Below are 22,689 nucleotides of genomic sequence, written 5' to 3'. Positions count from 1 at the left end.
CTCCGAGGGGCCGGCCGGGATCAGCGGCTCGGCGCCTCCGGGTGGTGCGCACGCTGCCGTTCGACCACGAGCGGTGCACTCGGCACGCCACCGCCGACGATCACTTCGCCGGTGCCGACCCGCACGCCGTGGACCCGCCCGACGCCCTTCACCACACCGGCACGGCGATCCGGGTCGGGCTCGCGGTGGTCGCCCCCGGCTGCGAGTTCGGCGTCGCGGACGGCGACCGTCCCGAGCACCTGGGCACCGGCGCCGAGCTCGGTGGGGCCGTCGACGAGGCAGCCGCCCGACAACCGAGCGCCGTTCCCCACGCGCACGTCCGCCACGGTGGCCGTGATCGTGACGGGCCCCGGGCCAAGTTCGGCACCGGAACCGATGGTCACCCGGGCCGCGGTGGCGACGACGGAGACCGGGCCCGGACCGAGCCGCGCGCCGGATGCGACGGTGATCGAGCCCCCGGCACGCGTCTCGAGCACGGCTCCGGGGTAGAGCACCACCCCGGCTGCGAGGGTGACGTCCGCGCCGACGAGCACGGAGCCGGGGTCGAGCACCACGACCTCGGGCAGCAAGCCGCGCACCTCGGCGACCGTCAGGAACCCGGAGGCCCGACGAGCGTCGTCAGCCGGACCGGGCGCGCCGTCGATGTCCATCCAGCGAGCCTCCCACATGCCCGGCGTACGGTGAGCGCATGGCCCGCTCCCCGAAGGACCAGGCGATCGTGCCGCTGCCGAACGCCCAGGTCTCCCCCATGCCCGACGACTCCCGGACCCCGCAGCCGCAACAACCCGGCGGGTGGGTCAAGTGGCTCGACCGTGCCATCAGCGTCCAGCGCCCGGTGGTCGTGGCGCACGTCAACGCGATCCGCCGACGCAAGCCGGACGCCACCCCCGCCGAGGTCATCCAGATCCTCGAGCGGCAGTACCTCACCGCGGTCACCACCGGTGGCGCAGCGGTCGGTGCGAGCGCGGTCATCCCGGGCGTCGGGATGGTGGCCGCCCTCGGGCTGAGCGGCGCGGAGACGGTCGGGTTCCTCGAGACCACCGCGCTGTTCGCCCAGTCGGTGACCGAGGTGCACGGCATCGCCCTGGATGACCCCGAACGGGCACGGACCCTGGTGATGGCGATGATCCTCGGTGCTCCGGGCACACAGCTCATCAAGCAGCTCGGCGGGCAGATCGCCGGCGGTCAGGCGCGCACGGCGTTCTGGGGCGAGATGGTGACCTCGTCCCTGCCGAAGCAGGTCGTCAACGGCCTCGGCGGGCAGGTCCGCGACCAGTTCATCAAGCGGTTCGCAGTGCGTCAGGGGACGTCGGTGCTCGGCCGTGCACTGCCGTTCGGGATCGGCGCAGCCGTCGGCGGGCTCGGCAACCACGCGCTCGGGCGGAAGGTCATCCAGGCCTCGCGGACCGGGTTCGGGCCGCCGTCGGCACACTTCCCGATCATCCTCGAGCCCAAGCCCGCGAAGCCCGAGAAGCAGCCCAAGGAGAAGCAGCTGAAGGAGCCCAAGCAGCCCAAGCAGCAGAAGCAACTCGGCTGGCGCCGCGGCTCCGCGAAGGACGAGGACCTCTGGTCGGAGACGCCCGAGCGCTGAGCCGGGCGGCAGGCCCGATCAGAACGGCCGAGGCCCGATCAGAACGACCGACGCCCGATCAGAACGACCGAGGCCCGATCAGAACGACCGCACCGGCGTCCTGACGACCTGTCCGGCGTGCGCGAACCCGCCGCCGAAGCCGAACAACAGCGCGGGGACGCCCTCGGGCAGGTCGCCACGCGCCCACGCCTTCGACAACCCGAGCGGGACGCTGGCGGCCGAGGTGTTCCCGGACTCGACGACGTCGCGGATGACGAACTTCGACTCCCCGCCCAGTGCGGTGACGAGCGGCTCGATGATCCGCAGGTTCGCCTGGTGGAACGCGAACACCTCGATGTCGTCCATGGTGAGCCCGGCGGCCTCGACGACCTTGCGGGCGTGCCCCTCGGCCTCGGTGATGGCCCAGCGGTAGATCGATCGGCCCTCCTGGTTGAACCGACCCGGCGACCCCTCGACCCGCACCGCGTCGAGCAGGTGCGGCACGCTGCCCCACGAGACGGGGCCGATCTCGGGGACGTCGGCCGCGCCGAGCACGGCGGCCCCGGCCCCGTCACCGACGAGCACGCACGTCGACCGATCGGTCCAGTCGGCGATGGCGGAGAGGGTCTCGGACCCGATGACGAGCGCGACGTCGGTGGACCCGACGCGGATCGACTGGTCGGCGAGGGCGAGCCCGTACTCGAACCCGCTGCACGCGGTGTTGATGTCGATGGGCGCCGGGCCGTTCGTCATCCCGAGCGCGGCGGCCACCCGACCGGCGGTGTAGGGCGCACGGTCCTGGTGCGTAGTGGAGGCGACGATGACGAGTCCGACGGCCGAGGGCGAGACGCCGGCGTCGGCGAGGGCGTTGCGGCCCGCTTCGATCGCCATCGACGTGACGGTGTCGTCCGGCCCGGCGATGTGGCGGGTCTGGATCCCGGTCCGGGTGCGGATCCACTCGTCGTTGGTGTCGACCATGGTCGAGAGTTCGTCGTTGGTCAGGATGCGTTCGGGCTGGTGGTGACCGAACCCGAGGATCCGGCTGCCACGGAGTGCTGGGGTGTTCACCGTCGTCACGGTACTCCTCCCCCGAACCAGAACATGCCCCCGACGGCATGCGGCGGCGCAGCGACGCAGCATGCAGAACCGGTACTCCCAGGGCCTGGCAGGGTGCCCCTCGGAGCGCGTAGACCGGACCCATGGACTACACACACCTCGGACGGACAGGGCTGTCGGTTTCACGGGCAGTGCTCGGCACGATGAACTTCGGCCCGGAGACCACTGAAGACGACTCGCACGCCATCATGGACCGGGCCCACGAGCTCGGCGTCAACTTCTTCGACACCGCCAACGGCTACGGCGGCTCGGTGGGCAAGGGCGCCACCGAGGAGATCATCGGCCGCTGGTTCGCGAAGGGCGGCGGCCGTCGCGAGAAGACGGTCCTGGCGACGAAGGTCTACGGCGACATGATCGACTGGCCGAACGGCGGCAAGCTCAGCGCCTTCAACATCCGCCAGTCGCTCGACGCCAGCCTGCAGCGCCTGCAGACGGACCACATCGACCTGTACCAGTTCCACCACGTCGACCGTGCGACCCCGTGGGACGAGATCTGGCAGGCGATCGACGTCGCCGTGCAGCAGGGCAAGGTCCTGTACGTCGGGTCGTCGAACTTCGCCGGCTGGCACATCGCCCAGGCGCAGGAGGCTGCGAAGCGCCGCCACACCTTCGGCCTGGTGAGCGAGCAGTCGATCTACAACCTCGTGGTGCGCGACATCGAGCGCGAGGTCCTGCCCGCCGCCCGCGAGTACGGCCTCGGCGTCATCCCGTGGTCCCCGCTGCAGGGCGGCCTGCTCGGTGGTGTCATCGAGAAGACCGAGAACGGCTCCCGCCGTCTGTCGGGTCGCAGCGCCGAGTACGTCGAGGGGCACCGCGACCAGCTCACCGCCTACGAGTCGTTCGCCAAGGAGCTCGGTCACACGCCCGGCGAGCTCGCCCTCGCGTGGCTCCTCCACCAGCCCGGTGTGACCGCGCCGATCACCGGCCCCCGCACGATGGAGCAGTGGGAGTCCGCGGTCCGCGCCGTCGACATCCGCCTGGACCAGCGTGCGCTGAACCGGCTCGACGAGATCTTCCCGGGGCACAAGACCTCACCGGAGGACTACGCCTGGTGAGCTGACGGAACGGGCCGGGACCACGGCCCGCGATCAGGACCACGGACGGGAGGCACGGTGCGCGTCGGACGCGCACCGTGCCTCCCGTCCGCCGTTGCGACCACTGCCCGTGGCAAGTCGCCAGGACGACGCACGCCCGTCAGAGCGCTGCGATCTCCGCGTCCGTCAGCCCGGCCCAGCGCAGGTACGCGGTGACACTGCCCCACCGCGCCTCGACGTGCCGGATCACGGTGGTCATGGTCTCCGGCACGCACCGTTGCGCGACAGCGGTCGCCTCGGGGTCCGTGCTGACCGCACGCTCTGCGGCGAACCGATCGGACAGCCCGGCAGCGCTGGCGGCGTAGTCGTCGCCGACGGCCTCGATCGACGCACCCCAGAGTCGGGCGAGCAGTCCGCTGACGACGCCGGTGCGGTCCTTGCCGGCGGAGCAGCAGACGAGCACGTCGCCGTCGGACCGGGCGATCGCGCGGAACGCGGCGGCGATCCCGGTGCGGTGGCGCTCGAGCCAGTCGATGTACTGCTCCTCGAGCTGCACGGCCTGGGTGCCGGACTCGACGGTCGACGGGTCGAACAGCGGGACGAGCCGGTAGCCGTCGGTGGTGCCGAGCGGGTGCGGGACGCGGGCGACCTCGTCGTCACGGCGCAGGTCGACCACGGCCGCGAGTCCGTGCGGGTAGGCGTCGGCACCGACGCGTTCGGTGTTGGCGCGGTACACGGTGCGAGGGCGGGCGTCCTGCAGGGCCGGTCCCCCGACCTCGCGCAGGTTGGTGAGGGTCGACGTCGTCGTCATGCCGTCAACCCTGCCAGACGCCAGACGCCAGATGACCGACGACAGACCGCACGACGACGGGCCCCGCGCTTGCTGTGTGCGCGGGGCCCGTCGTCGTGCGGGTGGTGCTGGTGGAGCTGGTGTCTGCTGGCTAGCGGACCGAGACCGGCGAGTCGTCGGTCTGCTCGTAGAGGACGTAGCCCTCTTCGCCGTGGACCGCGGTGTCGATGCCGGCGACCTCGTCCTCGGTCTTGACGCGGAAGCCGATCGTCTTCTCGATGAGGAAGCCGATGACGAACGCCAGGACGAAGGAGTAGATGCCGACGGCCAGGGCCGCGGTGGCCTGCTTGCCGAGCTGCTCGAACGAGCCCGAGTAGATCAGGCCGGTGTCGTTGGCGAAGAAGCCGAGGTACAGCGTGCCGACGATGCCGCCGACCAGGTGGACACCGACGACGTCGAGCGAGTCGTCGAAGCCGAGACGGTACTTCCAGTCGATGGCGAAGCAGCAGATGATGCCGGCGACGAAGCCGAGCAGGATGCCCCAACCCGGGGTCAGGTTGGCACATGCCGGGGTGATGGCGACGAGACCGGTGACGGCACCCGAGGCGGCGCCGACCGAGGTGGCCTTGCCGTCCTTGAGCTTCTCGACGAGCAGCCAGCCGAGGATGGCGGCGGCCGGTGCGGCGAGGGTGTTGACCCAGGCGATCGCGGCGATGCCGTCAGCGGCGCCCTCGGAGCCGGCGTTGAAGCCGAACCAGCCGAACCACAGGATGGCGGCGCCGAGCAGGACGAAGGGCGGGTTGTGCGGCTTGTGCGCACCCTTGGCGAAGCCGACGCGCTTGCCGAGGACGAGCGCCAGGGCGAGACCTGCTGCACCGGCGTTGATGTGTACCGCGGTGCCACCGGCGAAGTCGATGACGCCCCACGTGGCAGCCCAACCCGAGGTCAGGTTGAAGACCCACGAGGCGACGGGGAAGTAGACGACGGTGACCCAGATGCCCGCGAAGACCATCCAGGCGCCGAACTTGGCGCGGTCGGCGATGGCGCCGGAGATGAGCGCGACCGTGATGATCGCGAAGGTGGCCTGGAAGCCGACGAACGCCATCGACGGGTACGCGGCCTGGATGTTCGAGGACTGCGCCTCCTCGAAGGCCTGGCCGAGGCCGATCTGGTTCCAGTCGATGCTGAAGAACCCGACGACACCGGAGACCGCCGTGCCGTCCCCGTGGTTGGCGAAGGCGATCGCGTAGCCGTAGAGCACCCACAGGACGCTCACGAGTGCGATCGCACCGAACGACATCATCATCATGCTGATGACGGACTTGGCCTTCACCAAACCGCCGTAGAAGAAGGCCAGGCCGGGTGTCATGAACAACACCAGCGCCGCCATGACCAACACGAACGTCGTGTTGCCCTGATCAAGCATCTGTTCACCTCTCGATTGCACGAGCGGCTCTTGGACCGCCTCGGGTGACACCGAGTCTGGCGAGGTGACGTTTCACGAGGGGGCACGATGTGTTTCGCGGATGTAACGCGACGGCGCGGTTTGTAAACGTCGTGTTTCGCACGGCCCGATGCCCCCTGGACAGGGGGTGCACCGACCGGTCAGCGGATGCCCCGGACGGTGCGGGTCAGTCCTGGGCGCGGCTCAGGGCCACGACACGGCTCGCTGCGCGCAGGTACTTCTTGCGGTAGCCGCCGTCGAGCATGGCGTCGGGGTACACCTGGTCGAGCGGCGTGCCCGAGGCCACGATCCGGACCTGGGCGTCGTACAGCCGGTCGACGAGCGCCACCCACCGGAGCGCGTCGGTCTGGTCCGTGAAGGCCCGGACGTCGGTGAGCCCGACGGCGTCGAGGTCCTCGACGAGCGCGACGTACTTCGACGGGTGCACCGAGCCGAGGTGCGCGACCACGGCCGAGAAGTCGTCGAGCGTGACGGTGCCGGCCGGCAGCGCCGCGGCCACGTCGGACACCACGCCGGCCGATTCGTCGACCGCGCGGCGGCGGTAGTCGAGCCCGTCGATCCGCATGGTGTCGAACCGGTCGGACATCGCCTGGATCTCCCGCAGGAAGTCCTGGGCCGCGAACCGGCCCTCTCCGAGCGCGCCGGGAGGCGTGTTCGAGGTGGCGGCGAACCGGGTGCCGGTCTCGCTCAGCTCCTTGATCAGGCGGGTCATGACCATGGTGTCGCCCGGATCGTCGAGCTCGAACTCGTCGATGCAGACCAGCGCGGTCCCGCGCAGCAGGTCGACCGTGCCCTGGAACCCGAGCGCGCCGACCAGGGCCGTGTACTCGATGAACGTGCCGAACGTCTTCCGCCCGGAGGCCGCGTGGTACGCCGCGGCGAGTAGGTGGGTCTTGCCGACCCCGAACCCGCCGTCCAGGTAGACGCCCGACTTCGCGGCGGGCTCGACCGACTGCTTGCGGCGGCCGAACAGCCCGCGACGTGGCGCGTCGGTCGGCCCGGCCGCGACGAACGCGGCGACGGCGTCGCGCACGTCGGCCTGCGAGGCGTAGTCCGGGTCGGGCCGGTACGAGTCGAACGAGGCGGCCGCGAACTGGGGCGGTGGCACGAGTGCCGCGGCCATCTGCTGCGGGGTCACCTGGGGGTCACGGTCGACGAGGTGCGCTGGCGCGGTGTTCGTGGACAATCAGGGACCCTTCCGGGAAGCAAGTCGTGCGGTGTCACGTTGCGGCTGGGGCACGGTACGTCCGCGTACCGTTGCCCACAGGCACCGACGACCGATCCTAGTCCGGTGCCGGATGACCACCTGGAGGTAGCCCACCATGACCGCACCGGTCGACCCGTCCGAGAAGTTCACCGCCTACGCCCACCCGGAGCGTCTCGTCTCCACCGAGTGGCTGCAGGAACAACTGGACGCCCACACCCCCGACCTGGTCGTCGTCGAGTCCGACGAGGACGTCCTGCTCTACGAGACCGGACACATCCCCGGCGCGGTCAAGATCGACTGGCACACCGACCTCAACGACCCGGTGCAGCGCGACTACATCGACGGCGAGGCGTTCGCCGAGCTGCTCGGCAGCAAGGGCATCGGCCGCGAGACCACCGTCGTGGTCTACGGCGACAAGAACAACTGGTGGGCCGCGTACGCCCTCTGGGTCTTCTCGCTGTTCGGCCACGAGGACGTCCGCCTGCTCGACGGTGGCCGCGCGAAGTGGATCGCCGAGGACCGCGCCCTCACCACCGACGAGACCGTCGTCACGCCGGCCGAGTACCCGGTCGTCGACCGGATCGACACCGAGATCCGCGCCTACAAGGACGACGTGCTCGCCCACCTCGGCAAGCCCCTCATCGACGTGCGCAGCCCGGGCGAGTACGACGGTTCCCGCACCACCGCGCCCGACTACCCGGAAGAGGGTGCGCTGCGCGGCGGCCACGTCCCCACCGCGGTGAACATCCCGTGGGCGACCGCCGCCGCACCGGACGGCACCTTCAAGCCGCGCGCCGAACTCGACGCCATCTACCGCGAGGGCGCCGGCATCGGCGATGCGGACGAGGTCATCGCGTACTGCCGCATCGGCGAGCGGTCGAGCCACACCTGGTTCGTCCTCCAGCACCTGCTCGGCTACGACAGCGTCCGCAACTACGACGGCTCGTGGACCGAGTGGGGCAGCGCCGTCCGCGTCCCGATCGTGCAGGGCGCGGAGCCGGGTACAGTTCCGAACCGATGAACGACAGCACCGAGGCCACCCTCCCCGCCACCCTCGCCGAGATCCGCGACGACTTCCTCGCCCTGGGCCAGAAGGACCGCCTGCAGCTCCTCCTCGAGTTCTCGAACGAGCTGCCCGCGCTGCCCGAACGGCTGCAGGGGCACGAGGACGAACTCGAACGGGTCGAGGAGTGCCAGTCCCCCGTGTTCATCACGGTGACCGTGGGCGAGGACGGCGACGCACTCGACGTCGTCCGCATGCACGCGACCGCGCCGCGCGAGGCGCCGACCACGCGCGGCTTCGCCTCCATCCTCGCGCAGGGCCTGAGCGGCCTGACGGCAGCGCAGGTGCTCGCCGTGCCGGCGGACTACCCGCTGACCATCGGCCTGTCCGAGGCGGTCAGCCCGCTGCGGATCCGCGGCATGGTGGGCATGCTCGGACGCGTGCAGCGTCAGGTGCAGGCTGCGGTGTCGTAGACGCGACCGGAAAGCGGACGGGAGGCCCGTGGCGGATCCGCCACGGGCCTCCCGTCCATCTCCCCTCGGCACGCATGCCGTCCTCTGGAATTTCAGTCCGGATCCGTGCCAGGATGGTGCGGTCAGCACCAGGGGGGAATGACGATGGCGAAGATCCACGGGAACGATCCGACCGGCTACTCGTACAGCGCGGCGGATGCACTCAAGTCGGCTTCGACGGCGCTCGCGTCGTCGATCGACGGCCAGTCCGGGTCGCGGTCGTCATCGGTGACGACTGCGCGTGCGGAGTTCCGGGGCTACTTCTCCGAGGTCTTCGCGGACAACGCCGACATCGCCTCGCGCAGCGCGACGAAGCTCGTCGAGTCGCTGCAGAGCCTGTCGGGGTTCGTGCAGCAGCTGCGCGACGCCGCGAAGGACGAGGACGACCGGCGGAAGCAGGCGAAGGCGTGGGACGCCCGCAAGCGTGAACGCGAGGAGAACTTCCTCGTCGCCGCCGGGCACGAGGTCTCGACGTGGTTCGGCGGGGGCGACGACCCGAAGCCTCCGGAGCCCGAGCCGGAGCCACGACTGCAGGCGGACGAGGTCAGCGTCACGGGGCGGGAGTTCCCGGCGGGCGGCGGGACCAGCGGTGGGACGTCGTCCGCCGTCCCCGCGGACCTCCGCTCCTTCGAGGCGACCACCCGGACGCTCGACGCCGATCTGTCCGGCGCCGTCTCGACGTTCCGGAACGCCCTGAGCGACTACGAGGCCGAGTGCAACCCGTGCTGGGGCACCCTGAACGCCCAGTCGCTGCTGACCGCGGTGAACGACTGGCTCACGGCGAACGGGAAGGACGCCGACTGGGCGGGCACCGTCGCAGCGCAGTTCGAGGCCGCCGGTGGCGGTGCCGGGCCTGCGACGCTGTCGGACGCGGCGATCGCGGCCGCGCTGTCCTCGGCGGGGATCGACGCAGGTCGCGACGACTTCACCATCGGGCCGTTCTCGGCGATGGGGACGCCCCCGACCAACGGGTTCGCCGACGACCCGGTCAACACGGCCACCGGCAACTTCCTCGAGCCCGAGACCGACCTGTCCTTCGCGGGGCAGGCCGCGTCGCTCCGGCTCACCCGCATGTACAACTCACTCGACGGCCGCGTCGGGGTGTTCGGACTCGGGTGGTCCTCCATCCTCGACATCCGGCTCGAGGTCAGCGACGAGGCCGCCTCGGTCGTGCTGGACGACGGCCGGCAGGTCGACTTCCCACGGCAGGGGGACGGGTGGAGCCGCGGCGTCGGCGAGGACCTGTGGCTCCGGGCCGAGCAGGACTCGCTCGTCGTGCGGGACAACGCCGGCGGCCGGTGGGCGTTCACGCCGTCCGGACTGTGGCTGAGCAGTGCGCGTGGAGCGGGCACCGCCGTGACCGTGCGACGCGACGAGCACGATCGGATCACGCGGCTCGCGCACGTGTTCGGGCGGTTCGTCGACATCGAGTACAGCGGCGACCGGGTGGCGTCCGCGACGGCGTCGGACGGGCGCCGCGTCGAGTACCACTACGACGAGGGCCGCCGGCTGGTCCGGGCGACCGACGCCGTCGGCAGTCGCCGGTACCGCTGGAACGCGGACGGCCTGATCGACCGGGTGACCGCTGCGACGGGAGTCGTCGAGTGCGAGAACACCTACGACGACCGCGGCCGGGTCGTCGAGCAGCGCACACCGTTCGGTCGACGGGTCCGGTTCTCGTACCTGCCGGGTCGGGTCACCTCGGTCTCCGACATCGACGGGGTCCACGCGAACACCTGGATCGCCGACCGGAAGGGCCGCGTCGTCGGGATCATCGACACCGACGGGCAGCGCCAGTCGATGTCGTACGACCCGCACGGCAACCTCGTCTCGGTGACCGAGCGCGATGGTCAGGTGACCGTCCACGGGTACGACGACCGCGGGCGTCGGGTCCGGACCGTGACGCCGGAGGGCGCCGATCTGACCTTCGGGTACGACGAGCAGGACCGCATGACCACGGTGGTCACCGCGAACGGTGGGGTCGTCGAGTACGGGTACACGGGCGACGACCGGAACCCGTCCGTCGTCATCGACCCTGTCGGCGGTCGCACGCTGCTCGAGTGGCGGGACGGCGTGCTCGTCCGCACCACCGATCCGACGGGCGTCGTCGTCACGTTCCACCACGACGCGTCCGGTGAGCTCGTCGGCGTCGAGAACGCCGTCGGCGACACCGCACGTCTGATGCGCGACGCCGGAGGCAGGATCGTCGAGGCCGTCACGCCGCTCGGCAACCGGACCCGGTACCGCTACGACGCCGCCGGGCTGCTTACCGCGCGCGAGGACCCGGACGGGGGACTGTGGCGGTTCGAGCACGGCGACGGCGGTCGGGTCACGGCGACGATCGACCCGACCGGTGCCCGCACGGAAGTCACCTACGGTCCACACGGCGAGGTCGTCTCCACCACGGACCCCCTCGGTCGCGTCGTCGCGAAGGACTTCGACGCGTTCGGCAACGTGTCGACGATGACCCTGCCCGACGGTGCCGAGTGGGCGTTCGTGCACGACGCGCTCTCCCGGCTCGAAGCCGTGGTCGACCCGGCCGGTGGCACCTGGGAGCGGGAGTACGACGCGGTCGGAGCCCTCGGCGCCACCGTCGACCCGACCGGTGTCCGCACTGAGGTCGGGCGCTCGCGCGCGGACGGCGTCTCCACGGTCCGCGACGCCTTCGACGCCGTGTCCGTGACGACCGACGAGTTCGGGCGTCCGACCCGGCTCGAGCACGCGGATTCCTCTGCTGAGCTGACGACGTACGACGCGTGCGGCCGCCCGGTCGAGCTCGTCGACGCGAACGGTGGCCTCGCCCGCATCGAACGTGACCTCGCCGGACGCGTCGTCGCCGTCACCACCCCGGCGGGCCGCACCACCCGGTACGAGTACGACGCGTGCGGCCGACCGGTCTCCGCGATCGATCCCGCCGGCGCACGCACCACGCTGACCTACGACGCCGATTCGCGGGTCGTCGCGCGCACCCTGCCGACCGGCGAGGTCGCACGCACCGAGTACGACCGCCAGGGCCGGGTCGTCCACGCCGACGTCCCCGGGGTCGGCACCGTCCGGTACCGGTACGACCGGGTCGGTCGCGTGGTCTCGGCGCGGGACACCCGCTTCGGCCAGCGGACCTTCCGGTACGACGCCGCAGGACAGCTCGTCGCTGCGGTGAACGGGCTCGGCGGCACCACCCGCTACGAGCACGACCAGCGTGGACGCCTCGTCCGCACCGTCGATCCGCTGGGTGGCGTGACCGTCCGGACGTACACGCAGCTCGACAACGTGGCCTCGTCCACCGATCAGCTCGGGCGCACGACGACGGCGACCTACGACCCCGCCGGACGACAGCTCACCCAGACCGACCCGGACGGCACCGTGCTGCGGTGGGAGTACGACGCAGCCGGTCGGGAATCCGCGCAGTACGCCGGCGACCGTCTGATCGGCCGCATCGACCGCGATGCCCGCGCCCGCACGGTGACGATCACCGATGAGACCCGTCCGGACTCCCCCACTGCCCACGTCCTCGAGTTCAGCCGGCTGGGGCAGCTCGTCCGACGCTCGACCGGCGCCCGGGAAACGCGGTGGACCAACGATGCCGACGGGCTCCGCACCTCGGTGCAGTCCCCCGACGGGTCCACGACCCGGTACACGCACGACGCCACCGGACGGGTCGTCCGGGTCGAGCACTCGGTCTTCGGCGAGGTCCGGTACGAACACGACCCGGCAGGCCAGCTCCTGCAGGCCCGCGCCGGCGATCAGTTGCAGACCTGGGAGTACGCGAACGGACACGTCGTCCGGCACGCGCGCATCGACTCGGACGGCACGCACCTCAGCACCATCGGGCGCGACGCCGACGGGCGCATCACCCGGGTCGACGGACCCGGCGGGAGCACCACCTACGAGCACGACGATGCCGCGCAGCTGGTGGCGTCCGTCCAGGACGGCAGTCGCACGGGCTGGGTCTACGACGCAGCAGGTCGCCTGGTCGAGGAACGAACGGACTCCGGGGCCCGACGGTTCTCGTACGACGCCGCCGGACAGCTGACCAGGGTCGACGCTCCGGACGGGGCGCCCGAGGCGGAGTACGCCTACGACGGCGCAGGTCGACGGATCCAGACGGTCCGAACGGACGGCGTCGCGACCACGTACCGCTGGGCCCCGCAGGGTCACCTCACCGGGGTGGCGGAGACCACCGCGGCGGGCAGCACCACGACCGACCTGCACGTCGACGCCCTCGGTGAACTCGCCGATGTCGACGGCGTCCCGATCGACTGGGACACCGCCGCGTTCGCGCCGACGCTCCTCGCTGTCGGCGACACCCCGGTCGTCCGCGCTCCCGGTGGTCTCACGGGGGTGGGCGACGGGTGGGCAACCAGCGGTCGGCGCACCACGAGAGCAGCCGACGACGCCGACCCGTGGCAGACGCTCCTCGACCTCGGCGGCTCCGGCCTGCCCGGCGGGATCGCCCTCGGCGCCGACGGTTCGCTGCAGGTCGCCGGCTTGGAGTGGATGGGTGCCCGCGCCTACGACTCGTCGTCGCGCGGCTTCCTGTCCATCGACCCGGTCACCGCGCCCGCCGGAGCAGCCTGGGCGGGCAACCCCTACTCGTTCGCCGGCAACGATCCGCTGCACGCCATCGACCCGCTCGGTCTCGCGCCCGTTACCGACGCGGAACTGGAGGCCTACGCGGCGGCCGAACAGGGTCCGCTCGCCCGGGCCGCCGCGGCCACCGGTGACTGGTTCGCGGACAACTGGGAGTACGTCGCCGGCGGCGCGATGGTCGTTGCGGGCGGTGTGCTCGTCGCCACCGGTGTCGGCGGTCCGGTCGGCGCGATGCTCATCAGCGCCGGTGCCGACACCATCATCCAGAAGGCCACCACCGGCGAGGTGAACTGGGGCCAGGTGGCCGTCAGCGGGGCCTTCGGTGCCGTCGGCGGTGGTGCCGGAGCCCTGATCGGGAAACACCTGCTCGGGAACGCGGCAGAAGGAGCGGTCGAGAACGTCGCGAACTACGCGGTGAGTGGCCAGCCGGTGACCCCGGGTGGTCTGCTCCGGAACGCGGCCGAAGGTGCCGCGACGTCGGCGGCCACCGGCGGCACGATGTCGAAGGTGCACCTGCCGACCGCGGTGAACAAGTTGGACGACCTCGCGCCGACCCCGCCTGTCAACGTCCTCCCGTCGAGCGGGAAGACGTTCGTCGTGACGCCACAGGGGACGGCCTACGACATCCCTGCTGGTTGGGACATCGGACCGGCTCGGACCAACCGAGGGCTCGTTGCGCAAGATCCTGCTTCTGCAGCGAACCCGGGCATGCACGACGATGCCAACATGATCCGGGTGATGGAACCCACCGAACGGTATCCGAACGGCTACAGCCGTTACAGCAACGACTACGGGCAATGGCTCGATCCCCGAACGGGGAAGCCCGGCTCAAAGCCGGACAGCCATGTTCCCAGTGAGCACCAGGGAGAGTACCTCGGATGGCCGAACTGACCGCAAATGACGTTCACCTCGCACTCGTCGGCGAGACTGTCGACCTCATCTGGATCGACTTCAGGCTCACCCTCGCGTTCTCGAACCGGAGCATGGTCTCGTTCGAGACCACCTTCGCGATCAGGGATACGGATGGTGTGACGGTCTCGGTGGATCCGGAAGACAAGGATTCCCTGCTCCCCGCTCTCCATCTCCACACACAGAACGTCACGGGAGCTCGGATCGACGAAAGTGCGCTCGAAATCACATTCTCATCGGGAACGACTCTTCGAGCAGAACCGGACGACGATTACGAATCGTGGCATTACTCCGGCCCTGAGACGCCACCGGTCAGAGCGACCGCTCTCGGAGGTGGCAACCTGTTCATCTCGATACCTGGTGACGGCACTCCGATCGAGCGCGGTTGAGCTGAGCTGAGGATGGCCGCGCAGCCAGATGCCTCGACCAGACGAGGTCCGGAACCGACACAACCCATCGTCGGCGGAGATCCGACGGTGACGGACGCACCCCCGGACATCTCGATCGGCCATCTCCGAGCGGTCACCAACGATTCGACTGTGGAGCTCCATCCGGCGGACCTACTCGAAGCAGGAGCCGAACCTCGTACCGTTCATCGACCCACTCGAAGCCCTCGGGGAGGAGGACGTCCTGATCTGTCAGGTCGAGCACGGCGATGAACTGGTGACCGTGGTGCTCTTCGCGACGGATCGAACGCTCGTGGCGGCCACGGCGATCGACCGATTCGTCGGTCTCGTCCACATCACCGTCGAGGAGCTGTGCGCGCGCCTCCGTGTGTCGAACGCCCCGGGGGTGGAACTGGCGCTCGAGGTGGCATCGCAGTGTCGGTCCGAGGAGCGGGTCCGCATCTTCGAGCAGGGCGCGCTGTCGACGGCACGGACGTTCCTGACGAAGTACACGATGGCCGCCGAGAAGGGCTTCGACGTCCGTGGACTCGACGGGTTCGCACGTGCGCTTGTGCCGCTCGGTAGCGAGCAGCCGGGGTTCTGCACCGTGCAGGCTGACGCCGCGGTCGCGATCACCGCGTTCACGCCCGGCAGGATCGACGTCCTCGCCGCCATGAGCGTCGGCGGGCTCTCGCCCCAGACAGGAACGACCGAGGAGAACGGATGACCACGACAGTGCCGAGCGACCTGGGGATGGTCACGCACACGATCCCCGCTGATCACGTCGCGTTACCCGACCTCGTGCAGTTCTTCGCGGGCTCGAAACACTAGGGCTCGAAACGCCAGGGCGCGAGACACCAGGCCTCGATTCAACCGAGCTCGTCTGGGTCCTCACGACGCTGTCCGCCGTCACGTCCCCTGACCATTTGGTCGAGGCGCTCCCCCTCGAACGCCGTGTCAACACGGCGGAGGACCCAGGGCTCATCCTCAACCAAGCCGAGGCGACGGACATCGCCGACAGCATCTGGCAGCTCATCGACGGCGAGTTCCTCGGGTACCTCCCTGGCACGGACCTGACCGACGAGACGAACCTGGTCGTCCGCATCGACGCGTTCGACAGCGGCGAATGGACCGTGACGGTCCGACCGCCGCTCACGACGATGAGCGATGCCTTCGACCGGACGCACGGCCCAGCGCAGCCCGGCCGACCGGCGACTCGTCTCGAGGAGGTCGGGCCTCGCCAGCAGACGACGAACGGAACGAGTGCCACACCGGCCGCTTCGTGAGCAGAAAGGGTCGAGTGCGCGACGGTGATCCGACCATTTCTGCTCACTATGCGACCGAACGGACGCAAGGGCAGACGGGAGGCCCGTGGCGGATCCGCCACGGGCCTCCCGTCCGTCTGTCCCTGCGTCTACCGCGCGCTGGCCGCCCCGCGACGCTGGACCACCTCGGTGAGCCACGCGAGGATGCGGGCGTCGAACCAGTCGGCGTCGTGGTTCCAGAGCTTGGTGTGCCGGGCCGTGGTCTGCACCTCGAGCCGTACCAGGTCGGGTCGGGCGCGTGCGAGGTCGTGCGAGGCCGAGGACGGCACGAACCCGTCGTCGTCGCTGTGCAGCAGGAGGATCGGCACCGTCAGCTCGGCGGACCGGGTGACCATGTCGAGCTCGCGCAGGTCGACCGGCTGCTGCAGGCCGGCGAGCCGGTGCAGCACCGGGGTGCGGAGCAGACGCTGAGCGACCTCGCGAACCGGCCGCGGCAACCCCATCAACTGACTCTGGGACTTGAGCACCGCGTGCCAGTCGACCACGGGCGACTCGAGCACCACGCCGTCGACGAGTCCGGCGAAGCGTGAGCGCAACAGGGTCTGCAGCACGACGGCACCGCCCATCGACCAGCCCATGAGCACGACGCTCTGCGCGTTCTGCGCACTGAGCCACCGGAGGACGGAGTCGATGTCCTCCCACTCGGTGCTGCCGAGGCCGTAGCGGCCGTCGACGCTCGGTGGTGCGACGCCGTCGTTCCGCCACGAGGCGAGCACGACCGAGTAGCCGGCGGCGCGGAAGACGGGGACGGCGCGGATGGTCTCGGCGCGGGTGACACCGCGGCCGTGCACCAGGACGGCCCACGGGGCGTCCGGGTCGTCGGCACGGACGACCCAGGCCGGTGCGGGGCCGTTCGGGGTGGGGATGTCGATGTCCTCGACGGGCACGTCGAGCTCGCCGGGGGTCAGGTAGAACCAGCCGCCCCAGCGACCGCGGCGTGCAGCGGTCGGGTCGCCGGCGTCGATCGCGATGATGCGGCGCGTGACCGTGGTCTCGGTGGTGCCGAGGACCTCGCCGACGCGCATGTGCCCGGTGCCGGCGCCGAACCAGAGCGAGTAGCGACCCTGCAGCTCGGTGTCGGCGGTCCGCTCGATGGTCACCGTCATCCGGACCGGGTCGACGGCGTGGATCGGGACGCGTTCGGTGCGCTTGCGGTCCGGGGTGACGACGGCGCGGGCGACGGCGGCGACGAAGCCACCGATGACGGCCGTCCCCACCGCGGCGGCGGCCAGACCGGCACCGAGGGCGATGAAGCCGGCCGATCGTGCGGTCTCCTGGACGGCGTCCTCGGCGGGTCGCGCGGATCGGGACATGGCCCGGAGCCTAGTCTGCATGTGTGTCCGAAACCCGAGAGCCCGACGCCTTCGCGCGGCTCCGCGCGTTCGTGTCCTCCGGCAGCAGCCGCTCCGAGACCACCGTCACCGAGATCCCCTCGCCCACGCGGATCGCACCGTTCTCGATCGCCCTGGCGGCGGACGTGTCCGGCACCGCGCACGGCGTCGAGTCGGACCTCGGCACCGGACGGTTCATCGCCCTGTACGACCCCGAAGAACCCGAGGGCTGGGGCGGCGCGTTCCGGGTGGTCTCGTTCGCGCAAGCACCACTCGAACCCGAGATCGGTGTCGACGAGTTCGTCGCCGACGTCACGTGGAGCTGGCTCGTCGACGCGCTCGAGACGCACGGTGCCGAGTACGACCACGCTTCGGGCACGGCCACCAAGATCATCTCGCGCGGGTACGGCGACCTCGCCGCACAGGGCGACGGCGCCCAGCTGGAACTCCGCGCGTCGTGGACGCCCCGCGGCGACGACCTCACCGCACACGTCCAGGCATGGCAGGACATCGTCGCCATGCTCGCCGGTCTGCCTCCTGCCTCGGACGGCGTGACCCTGCTGGCCCCGAGGAGGCTCGCCAAGTGACCGACCCCGCCAGTTCGACCCCCGGTGCACCGGACCCCGCGTTCGAGGACTCGCACGAGGCCGTCAAGGTCATCGACTCGCGCGACGACTACCTCGACGCCGTCGCGGCGATCGCCGCCGGTCACGGGCCCGTCGCCGTCGACGCCGAGCGCGCCAGCGGCTACCGCTACTCGCAGCGCGCCTACCTGATCCAGGTGTTCCGTCGCGGTGCCGGTGCGTTCCTGTTCGACCCGATCCCGATCGGCGACTTCTCCGAACTGCAGGCGGCCATCGTCGACGAGGAGTGGCTGTTCCACGCCGCCTCGCAGGACCTGCCCTGCCTGCAGGAGGTGGGTCTCGTCCCGACCCGCATCTTCGACACCGAACTCGGAGCCCGCATCGCCGGGTTCCCCCGCGTCGGTCTCGGCGCCGTCGTCGAGCAGCTGCTCGGGATCACGCTCGCCAAGGCGCACTCGGCAGCGGACTGGTCGACCCGGCCGTTGCCGCAGTCGTGGCTCGTGTACGCGTCGCTCGACGTCGAACTCCTGCCCGACCTGCGTGACGCCCTCGCCGCGAAGCTCGACGAGGCCGGCAAGTCCCGGATCGCGGAAGAGGAGTTCGACGCGGTGCTGCACCGCGCCCCGAAGCCCGTCCGTGCCGAGCCGTGGCGCCGGCTGTCCGGCATGCACGCGCTCCGTGGCGCCCGCGCCCTGGCGATCGCCCGGTCGCTCTGGGTCGCCCGTGACGAGTACGCCCGCGCCGCCGACATCGCTCCGGGGCGCACGATCCCCGACGCCGCTATCGTCGCAGCGGCAGCCGCCGCACCGTCGTCGCGCGCCGAACTCGGCGGCCTGAAGGCCTTCACGGGTCGCGCCAGCCGTTCCGAGCTCGATCGCTGGTGGGCCGCGGTCGACGAAGGCCTGACGACCGAGGACCTGCCGAAGCTCCGCGGATCCGGTGAAGCGACGCTCCCGCCGCCCCGCGCCTGGGCCGACCGCAACCCCGCGGCCGACCGCCGGTACAAGGCCGCACGGGCCGCGGTGACGAAGCGGTCCGAGGAGCTCGACATCCCGCTCGAGAACCTGCTCACGCCGGAGACCCTGCGTGTGGTCTCGTGGGCACCGCCGTCGCCGCCGTCGACCGAGCTGGTCGGGGCCGCCCTCGCCGCACACGAGGCCCGCCCCTGGCAGGTGGAGGAACTCTCCTCGATCATCGCGTCGGCCTTTGTCGCTGCTGCACAGCAGCCCGCGCCGACGGATGACGTCGAGTCGTAGGAACCGCCCAACCGGCATGCGGCCGCCCAGCCTGGGGGCATAGCGTCGGGAGCGTCGCCGGGCGAGGCCCGGCCGGCCGGAGCGACCAGCGTTCCGGCCCGATCGATGAGGATCTGGGAGGCCCGGATTGCCAAAGGCATCAGACGTCGTGTTCGTGGACGGAGTTCGGACACCGTTCGGACGAGCCGGCGAGAAGGGGGTGTTCTGGAAGACCCGGTCCGACGACCTCGCGGTGCACGCGATGCGCGGACTGCTCGACCGGAACGCCTCGCTCGACACCGCAGCGGTGGACGACGTCGCCGTCGCGGCGACCACGCAGCAGGGTGACCAGGGGCTGACCCTCGGCCGCACCGTCGGCATGTTGGCCGGCCTGCCGAAGTCGGTCCCCGGGTACGCGATCGACCGCATGTGCGCCGGTGCCATGACGAGCGTCACGACGCTCGCGGGTGCCATCGCCTTCGGTGCCGCGGACATCGCGATCGCCGGTGGCGTCGAGCACATGGGACGCCACCCGATGGGCTTCAACTCGGACCCGAACCCGCGGTTCATCGCGGAACGCATGGTGTCGAGCGACGCGCTGGTGATGGGGTCCACCGCCGAGCGCCTGCACGACCGCTTCCCGGCGATCACGAAGGACCGCACGGACGCCTACGCCGTCCAGTCCCAGCAGCGCTACGCCGCGGCGTGGGCCGCCGGCAAGCTGCAGCCCGACGTCATCCCGGTCGAGGTGAACAAGGGCGACGGGTGGGACGTCATCAGCACCGACGAGCCGCCGCGTCCGGGCACGACGCTCGAGGCGCTGGCCGCGCTGAAGACGCCGTTCCGCCCGCACGGACGGGTCACCGCCGGCAACGCCGCCGGCCTCAACGACGGCGCGACCATGAGCTTGCTCGCCTCGGCCGAGGGCGCCAAGGAGCACGGCCTGCCCACGAAGATGCGCATGGTCTCGTTCGCCTTCGCCGGCGTCGAGCCCGAGGTCATGGGCGTCGGCCCGGTCCCCGCCACCGACAAGGCGCTGTCGAAGGCCGGCCTGTCGATCGACGACATCGGCCTGTTCGAGATCAACGAGGCGTTCGCGGTGCAGGTGCTCGCGTTCCTCGACAACTACGGCATCGCGCAGGACTCCACGAACGTCAACGCGTGGGGCGGCGCGATCGCCGTCGGCCACCCGCTGGCATCGAGCGGTGTCCGCCTGATGAACCAGCTCGCCGCGCAGTTCGCCGAGCGTCCGGACGTCCAGTACGGCATCACCACGATGTGCATCGGACTCGGCCAGGGCGGCACCGTCATCTGGGAGAACCCCGGCTTCAGCAAGTCCGCAGCACGTTCGGCTCGGAAGGGGGCATGAGCATGACCACCGTCGACACCGACCGTCTGTCCGAACTCAGCGAGGACGAGGTCGTCACGCACTCGTTCGTCAAGCACGTCACGATGCCCTCCGGTGGTACCCTGGCGCTCATCACGCTCGACAACGGCAAGGACTACAAGCGTCCGAGCACCCTCGGGCCGCGGACGCTGCGCGAACTCTCCGGTGTGCTCGACACCCTGAAGACCGAGGCGACGGCCGGCACGATCCAGGGCGTCGCGATCACCGGCAAGGAGTACTGCTTCGCTGCCGGTGCCGACCTGTCGCAGGCAGCGTCCGTGCCGTCGCGGGACGTGGCGCACGACCTCGCGGCCCTCGGCCACGCCACCCTCCGCAAGCTGTCCGACCTCGGCGTGCCGTCGTTCGCGTTCATCAACGGCATCGCCCTCGGCGGCGGGCTCGAGATCGGACTGCACTGCACCTACCGGGTGTTCTCGTCCGCGGCGCAGGGCATCGGCCTGCCCGAGGTCTTCCTCGGCATCATCCCGGGCTGGGGCGGCGCGACGCTGCTCCCCCGTCTGATCGGTCCGGAGCGCGCGCTGCGGGTCATCGTGGAGAACCCCCTCAAGAACAACCGCCTGATGGACGGAGCGGCCGCGGTCGAGATCGGCATCGGCGACGCGCTGATCCCGTCGGTGACGTTCCTGCCGTCAGCCGTCGCGTGGGCCGACGGCGTCATTGCCGGTCGCGTGTCGGTCAAGCGGCCGGGCGAACCGGGCATGCTCGAGAAGGCTGCCTGGGGCACGGTCGTCAAGGTCGCCCGTGGGCAGGTCGCGTCGAAGATCGGGACGGTGCCGAAGTCGCCGTTCCGCGCGCTCGACCTCGTCGCCGCCGCTCGCGGCGGCTCCCTGGACGAACGGTTCGCCGACGAGGACGACGCCCTCGCCGACCTGCTCTCCGGTGACCAGTTCGCCGCGTCGATGTACGCGTTCGACCTGGTGCAGAAGCGTGCGAAGAAGCCCGTCGGTGCTCCGGAGGGTGTCGAGCCGAAGAAGATCACGAAGGTCGGCGTCCTCGGTGCTGGTCTCATGGCATCGCAGTTCGCGCTGCTCTTCGCCCGACGACTCGGCGTCCCCGTCGTGATCACGGATGTCGACCAGTCCCGCGTCGACGCCGGTGTGGAGCGGATCCGCGGTGAGGTCGGCAAGCTGCTCGAGAAGGGGCGGATCTCCCCCGACGACGCGAACCGCATCACCGCACTCGTCAGCGGGTCGGTGTCGTACGACGCCTTCGCCGACGCCGACTGGGTGATCGAGGCCGTCTTCGAGGAGATGAGCGTCAAGCAAGAGGTCTTCCGGAAGATCGAGCAGGTCATCGCGCCGGACGCCATCCTCGCCACCAACACCTCGTCGTTGTCCGTCTCCGAGATGGGCTCGGTGCTGTCCGACCCGTCGCGCCTGGTCGGGTTCCACTTCTTCAACCCGGTCGCCGTGATGCCCTTGCTCGAGGTCGTCCGCACTGCCGACACCTCCGACGAGACGCTCGTCACGGCACTCGCCGTCGCGAAGACCCTCAAGAAGACGGCGATCATCACGGCCGACCAGCCGGGCTTCGTCGTCAACCGGGTGCTCGCACGGGTCCTCGGTGAGGCGATGCGCGGCGTCGAGCAGGGCACCTCGTTCGACGTCGTGGCGGCCGGTGCCGCGCCGCTCGGACTGCCGATGTCGCCGTTCGAACTGCTCGAGCTCGTCGGTCTGCCGGTGGGTGCGCACGTGCTCGACTCGCACCACGCCGCTTGGCCGGAGCGCTTCTACCCCGGTGACGGGCTGAAGAAGATCGCCGAGCACGGGAAGATCCTGACCCGCGACAAGAAGGGCAACGCGACCGGGTACGACCCCGCCGCCGTCAAGCTCGTCGCGCCGTCGAAGAAGGACGCGAAGCCGGTCGACGCCGCCGCGATGCAGCAGCGCTTCGAGGACGCCCTCGCCGACGAGCTGCACCGCATGCTCGAGGACGAGGTCGTCCAGCACGTCGAGGAGATCGACCTCGGCCTGATCCTCGGCGCGGGCTACCCGTTCCAGGCCGGTGGGATCAGCCCCTACCTCGACCGCAGTGGTGCGTCCGAGCGCGTGTTCGGTGGGAGCTTCCACGACCCACTGATCGTCGGCCCGGTTTCCCGGTAGCCGGCGCGAGTCCCCCCCCCCCCCCCCCGGGGGGGGGGGGGGGGGGGGGGGGGGGGGGGGGGGGGGGGGGGGGGGGGGGGGGGGGGGGGGGGGGGGGGGGGGGGGGGGGGGGGGGGGGGGGG

18 protein-coding genes are annotated in these 22,689 nt (G+C 70.8%); 12 read left to right on the top strand and 6 right to left on the bottom strand.

Translation table 11 applies throughout. The features are described from left to right. Positions 1-20: 20 nt before the first annotated feature. A complete protein-coding gene (locus tag EDF48_RS10875) occupies positions 21-650 on the bottom strand; it encodes a hypothetical protein (protein ID WP_131879936.1) in 630 nt (209 codons plus the stop codon). 38 nt (positions 651-688) lie between these two features. Here EDF48_RS10875 and EDF48_RS10870 point away from each other — a divergent pair, with 38 nt between their 5' ends. Then, entirely contained in the window at positions 689-1,591 is a 903-nt protein-coding gene (locus EDF48_RS10870; protein WP_207906706.1) for a hypothetical protein, read from the top strand. Between the two features lie 78 nt (positions 1,592-1,669). Here the strand turns inward: EDF48_RS10870 and EDF48_RS10865 are convergent, their stop codons facing one another. Continuing rightward, positions 1,670-2,638 carry a beta-ketoacyl-ACP synthase 3 gene (locus tag EDF48_RS10865; protein ID WP_131879934.1) on the bottom strand — a complete coding sequence of 323 codons (969 nt, stop codon included), beginning with the start codon at positions 2,636-2,638 and terminating at the stop codon, positions 1,670-1,672. 131 nt (positions 2,639-2,769) lie between these two features. Between EDF48_RS10865 and EDF48_RS10860 the strand changes: the two genes are divergently transcribed. After that, positions 2,770-3,741 carry an aldo/keto reductase gene (locus EDF48_RS10860; protein WP_131879932.1) on the top strand — a complete coding sequence of 324 codons (972 nt, stop codon included), beginning with the start codon at positions 2,770-2,772 and terminating at the stop codon, positions 3,739-3,741. A 139-nt stretch (positions 3,742-3,880) separates the two neighbouring features. Here EDF48_RS10860 and EDF48_RS10855 read toward each other — a convergent pair whose 3' ends face one another. The 3 genes from EDF48_RS10855 to zapE form a co-directional block, all read right to left on the bottom strand. Continuing rightward, a complete protein-coding gene (locus EDF48_RS10855; RefSeq protein ID WP_131879930.1) occupies positions 3,881-4,531 on the bottom strand; it encodes a tyrosine-protein phosphatase in 651 nt (216 codons plus the stop codon). Positions 4,532-4,661: 130 nt separating this feature from the next. After that, the gene (locus EDF48_RS10850; RefSeq protein ID WP_111086361.1) at positions 4,662-5,936 is read right to left on the bottom strand and encodes an ammonium transporter; all 1,275 of its coding nucleotides are present in this window, start codon (positions 5,934-5,936) and stop codon (positions 4,662-4,664) included. Between the two features lie 205 nt (positions 5,937-6,141). Continuing rightward, entirely contained in the window at positions 6,142-7,161 is a 1,020-nt protein-coding gene (zapE, locus tag EDF48_RS10845; protein WP_123292707.1) for a cell division protein ZapE, read from the bottom strand. Positions 7,162-7,297: 136 nt separating this feature from the next. On the opposite strand from zapE, the gene EDF48_RS10840 reads away from it, so the two are divergent. The 6 genes from EDF48_RS10840 (at position 7,298) to EDF48_RS10815 (ending at position 15,868) form a co-directional block, all read left to right on the top strand. Continuing rightward, the gene (locus EDF48_RS10840) at positions 7,298-8,203 is read left to right on the top strand and encodes a sulfurtransferase (protein ID WP_123292706.1); all 906 of its coding nucleotides are present in this window, start codon (positions 7,298-7,300) and stop codon (positions 8,201-8,203) included. Further along, complete coding sequence (locus tag EDF48_RS10835) at positions 8,200-8,658, top strand: SufE family protein (RefSeq protein WP_123938160.1); 459 nt, start codon at positions 8,200-8,202, stop codon at positions 8,656-8,658. The genes EDF48_RS10840 and EDF48_RS10835 overlap by 4 nt, the downstream gene beginning before the upstream one ends. A gap of 144 nt (positions 8,659-8,802) precedes the next feature. After that, complete coding sequence (locus tag EDF48_RS10830) at positions 8,803-14,178, top strand: DUF6531 domain-containing protein (protein ID WP_131879928.1); 5,376 nt, start codon at positions 8,803-8,805, stop codon at positions 14,176-14,178. Beyond that, positions 14,166-14,585, top strand: coding sequence for a DUF6188 family protein (locus EDF48_RS10825; protein ID WP_123938162.1), 420 nt, complete (start codon positions 14,166-14,168; stop codon positions 14,583-14,585). The genes EDF48_RS10830 and EDF48_RS10825 overlap by 13 nt, the downstream gene beginning before the upstream one ends. A 274-nt stretch (positions 14,586-14,859) precedes the next feature. Beyond that, a complete protein-coding gene (locus EDF48_RS10820; protein WP_123938163.1) occupies positions 14,860-15,309 on the top strand; it encodes a hypothetical protein in 450 nt (149 codons plus the stop codon). A gap of 199 nt (positions 15,310-15,508) precedes the next feature. Beyond that, a complete protein-coding gene (locus EDF48_RS10815) occupies positions 15,509-15,868 on the top strand; it encodes a hypothetical protein (RefSeq protein WP_123938164.1) in 360 nt (119 codons plus the stop codon). A gap of 128 nt (positions 15,869-15,996) precedes the next feature. Here the strand turns inward: EDF48_RS10815 and EDF48_RS10810 are convergent, their stop codons facing one another. Next, positions 15,997-17,220 (bottom strand): alpha/beta fold hydrolase, encoded by a 1,224-nt coding sequence (locus EDF48_RS10810; RefSeq protein ID WP_165918834.1) that lies wholly within the window; start codon positions 17,218-17,220, stop codon positions 15,997-15,999. Between the two features lie 23 nt (positions 17,221-17,243). Here EDF48_RS10810 and EDF48_RS10805 point away from each other — a divergent pair, with 23 nt between their 5' ends. The 4 genes from EDF48_RS10805 to EDF48_RS10790 all read left to right on the top strand — a co-directional run bounded on the left by EDF48_RS10805 (position 17,244) and on the right by EDF48_RS10790 (position 22,567). After that, complete coding sequence (locus EDF48_RS10805; RefSeq protein WP_123938166.1) at positions 17,244-17,825, top strand: DUF3000 domain-containing protein; 582 nt, start codon at positions 17,244-17,246, stop codon at positions 17,823-17,825. 71 nt (positions 17,826-17,896) lie between these two features. Next, the gene (locus EDF48_RS10800) at positions 17,897-19,078 is read left to right on the top strand and encodes an HRDC domain-containing protein (RefSeq protein WP_123938445.1); all 1,182 of its coding nucleotides are present in this window, start codon (positions 17,897-17,899) and stop codon (positions 19,076-19,078) included. Positions 19,079-19,205: 127 nt separating this feature from the next. After that, on the top strand, positions 19,206-20,426 hold the full coding sequence (locus tag EDF48_RS10795) for a thiolase family protein (RefSeq protein ID WP_123292696.1): 1,221 nt from the start codon (positions 19,206-19,208) through the stop codon (positions 20,424-20,426). Continuing rightward, positions 20,423-22,567 (top strand): 3-hydroxyacyl-CoA dehydrogenase NAD-binding domain-containing protein, encoded by a 2,145-nt coding sequence (locus EDF48_RS10790; protein WP_131879926.1) that lies wholly within the window; start codon positions 20,423-20,425, stop codon positions 22,565-22,567. The genes EDF48_RS10795 and EDF48_RS10790 overlap by 4 nt, the downstream gene beginning before the upstream one ends. Positions 22,568-22,689: the final 122 nt, after the last annotated feature.

Origin of the sequence: Curtobacterium sp. PhB191 (assembly GCF_004346515.1) — a bacterium.
Taxonomy (GTDB): Bacteria; Actinomycetota; Actinomycetes; order Actinomycetales; family Microbacteriaceae; genus Curtobacterium.
This window is presented reverse-complemented; position numbering and strand designations above follow the sequence as displayed.

Coding starts and splice junctions, on each gene's coding strand:
- EDF48_RS10875 (WP_131879936.1), bottom strand. CDS start 650: ATGGACATCGACGGCGCGCCCGGTCCGGCTGACGACGCTCGTCGGGCC.
- EDF48_RS10870 (WP_207906706.1), top strand. CDS start 689: ATGGCCCGCTCCCCGAAGGACCAGGCGATCGTGCCGCTGCCGAACGCC.
- EDF48_RS10860 (WP_131879932.1), top strand. CDS start 2,770: ATGGACTACACACACCTCGGACGGACAGGGCTGTCGGTTTCACGGGCA.
- EDF48_RS10855 (WP_131879930.1), bottom strand. CDS start 4,531: ATGACGACGACGTCGACCCTCACCAACCTGCGCGAGGTCGGGGGACCG.
- EDF48_RS10850 (WP_111086361.1), bottom strand. CDS start 5,936: ATGCTTGATCAGGGCAACACGACGTTCGTGTTGGTCATGGCGGCGCTG.
- EDF48_RS10840 (WP_123292706.1), top strand. CDS start 7,298: ATGACCGCACCGGTCGACCCGTCCGAGAAGTTCACCGCCTACGCCCAC.
- EDF48_RS10835 (WP_123938160.1), top strand. CDS start 8,200: ATGAACGACAGCACCGAGGCCACCCTCCCCGCCACCCTCGCCGAGATC.
- EDF48_RS10830 (WP_131879928.1), top strand. CDS start 8,803: ATGGCGAAGATCCACGGGAACGATCCGACCGGCTACTCGTACAGCGCG.
- EDF48_RS10825 (WP_123938162.1), top strand. CDS start 14,166: ATGGCCGAACTGACCGCAAATGACGTTCACCTCGCACTCGTCGGCGAG.
- EDF48_RS10810 (WP_165918834.1), bottom strand. CDS start 17,220: ATGTCCCGATCCGCGCGACCCGCCGAGGACGCCGTCCAGGAGACCGCA.
- EDF48_RS10790 (WP_131879926.1), top strand. CDS start 20,423: ATGAGCATGACCACCGTCGACACCGACCGTCTGTCCGAACTCAGCGAG.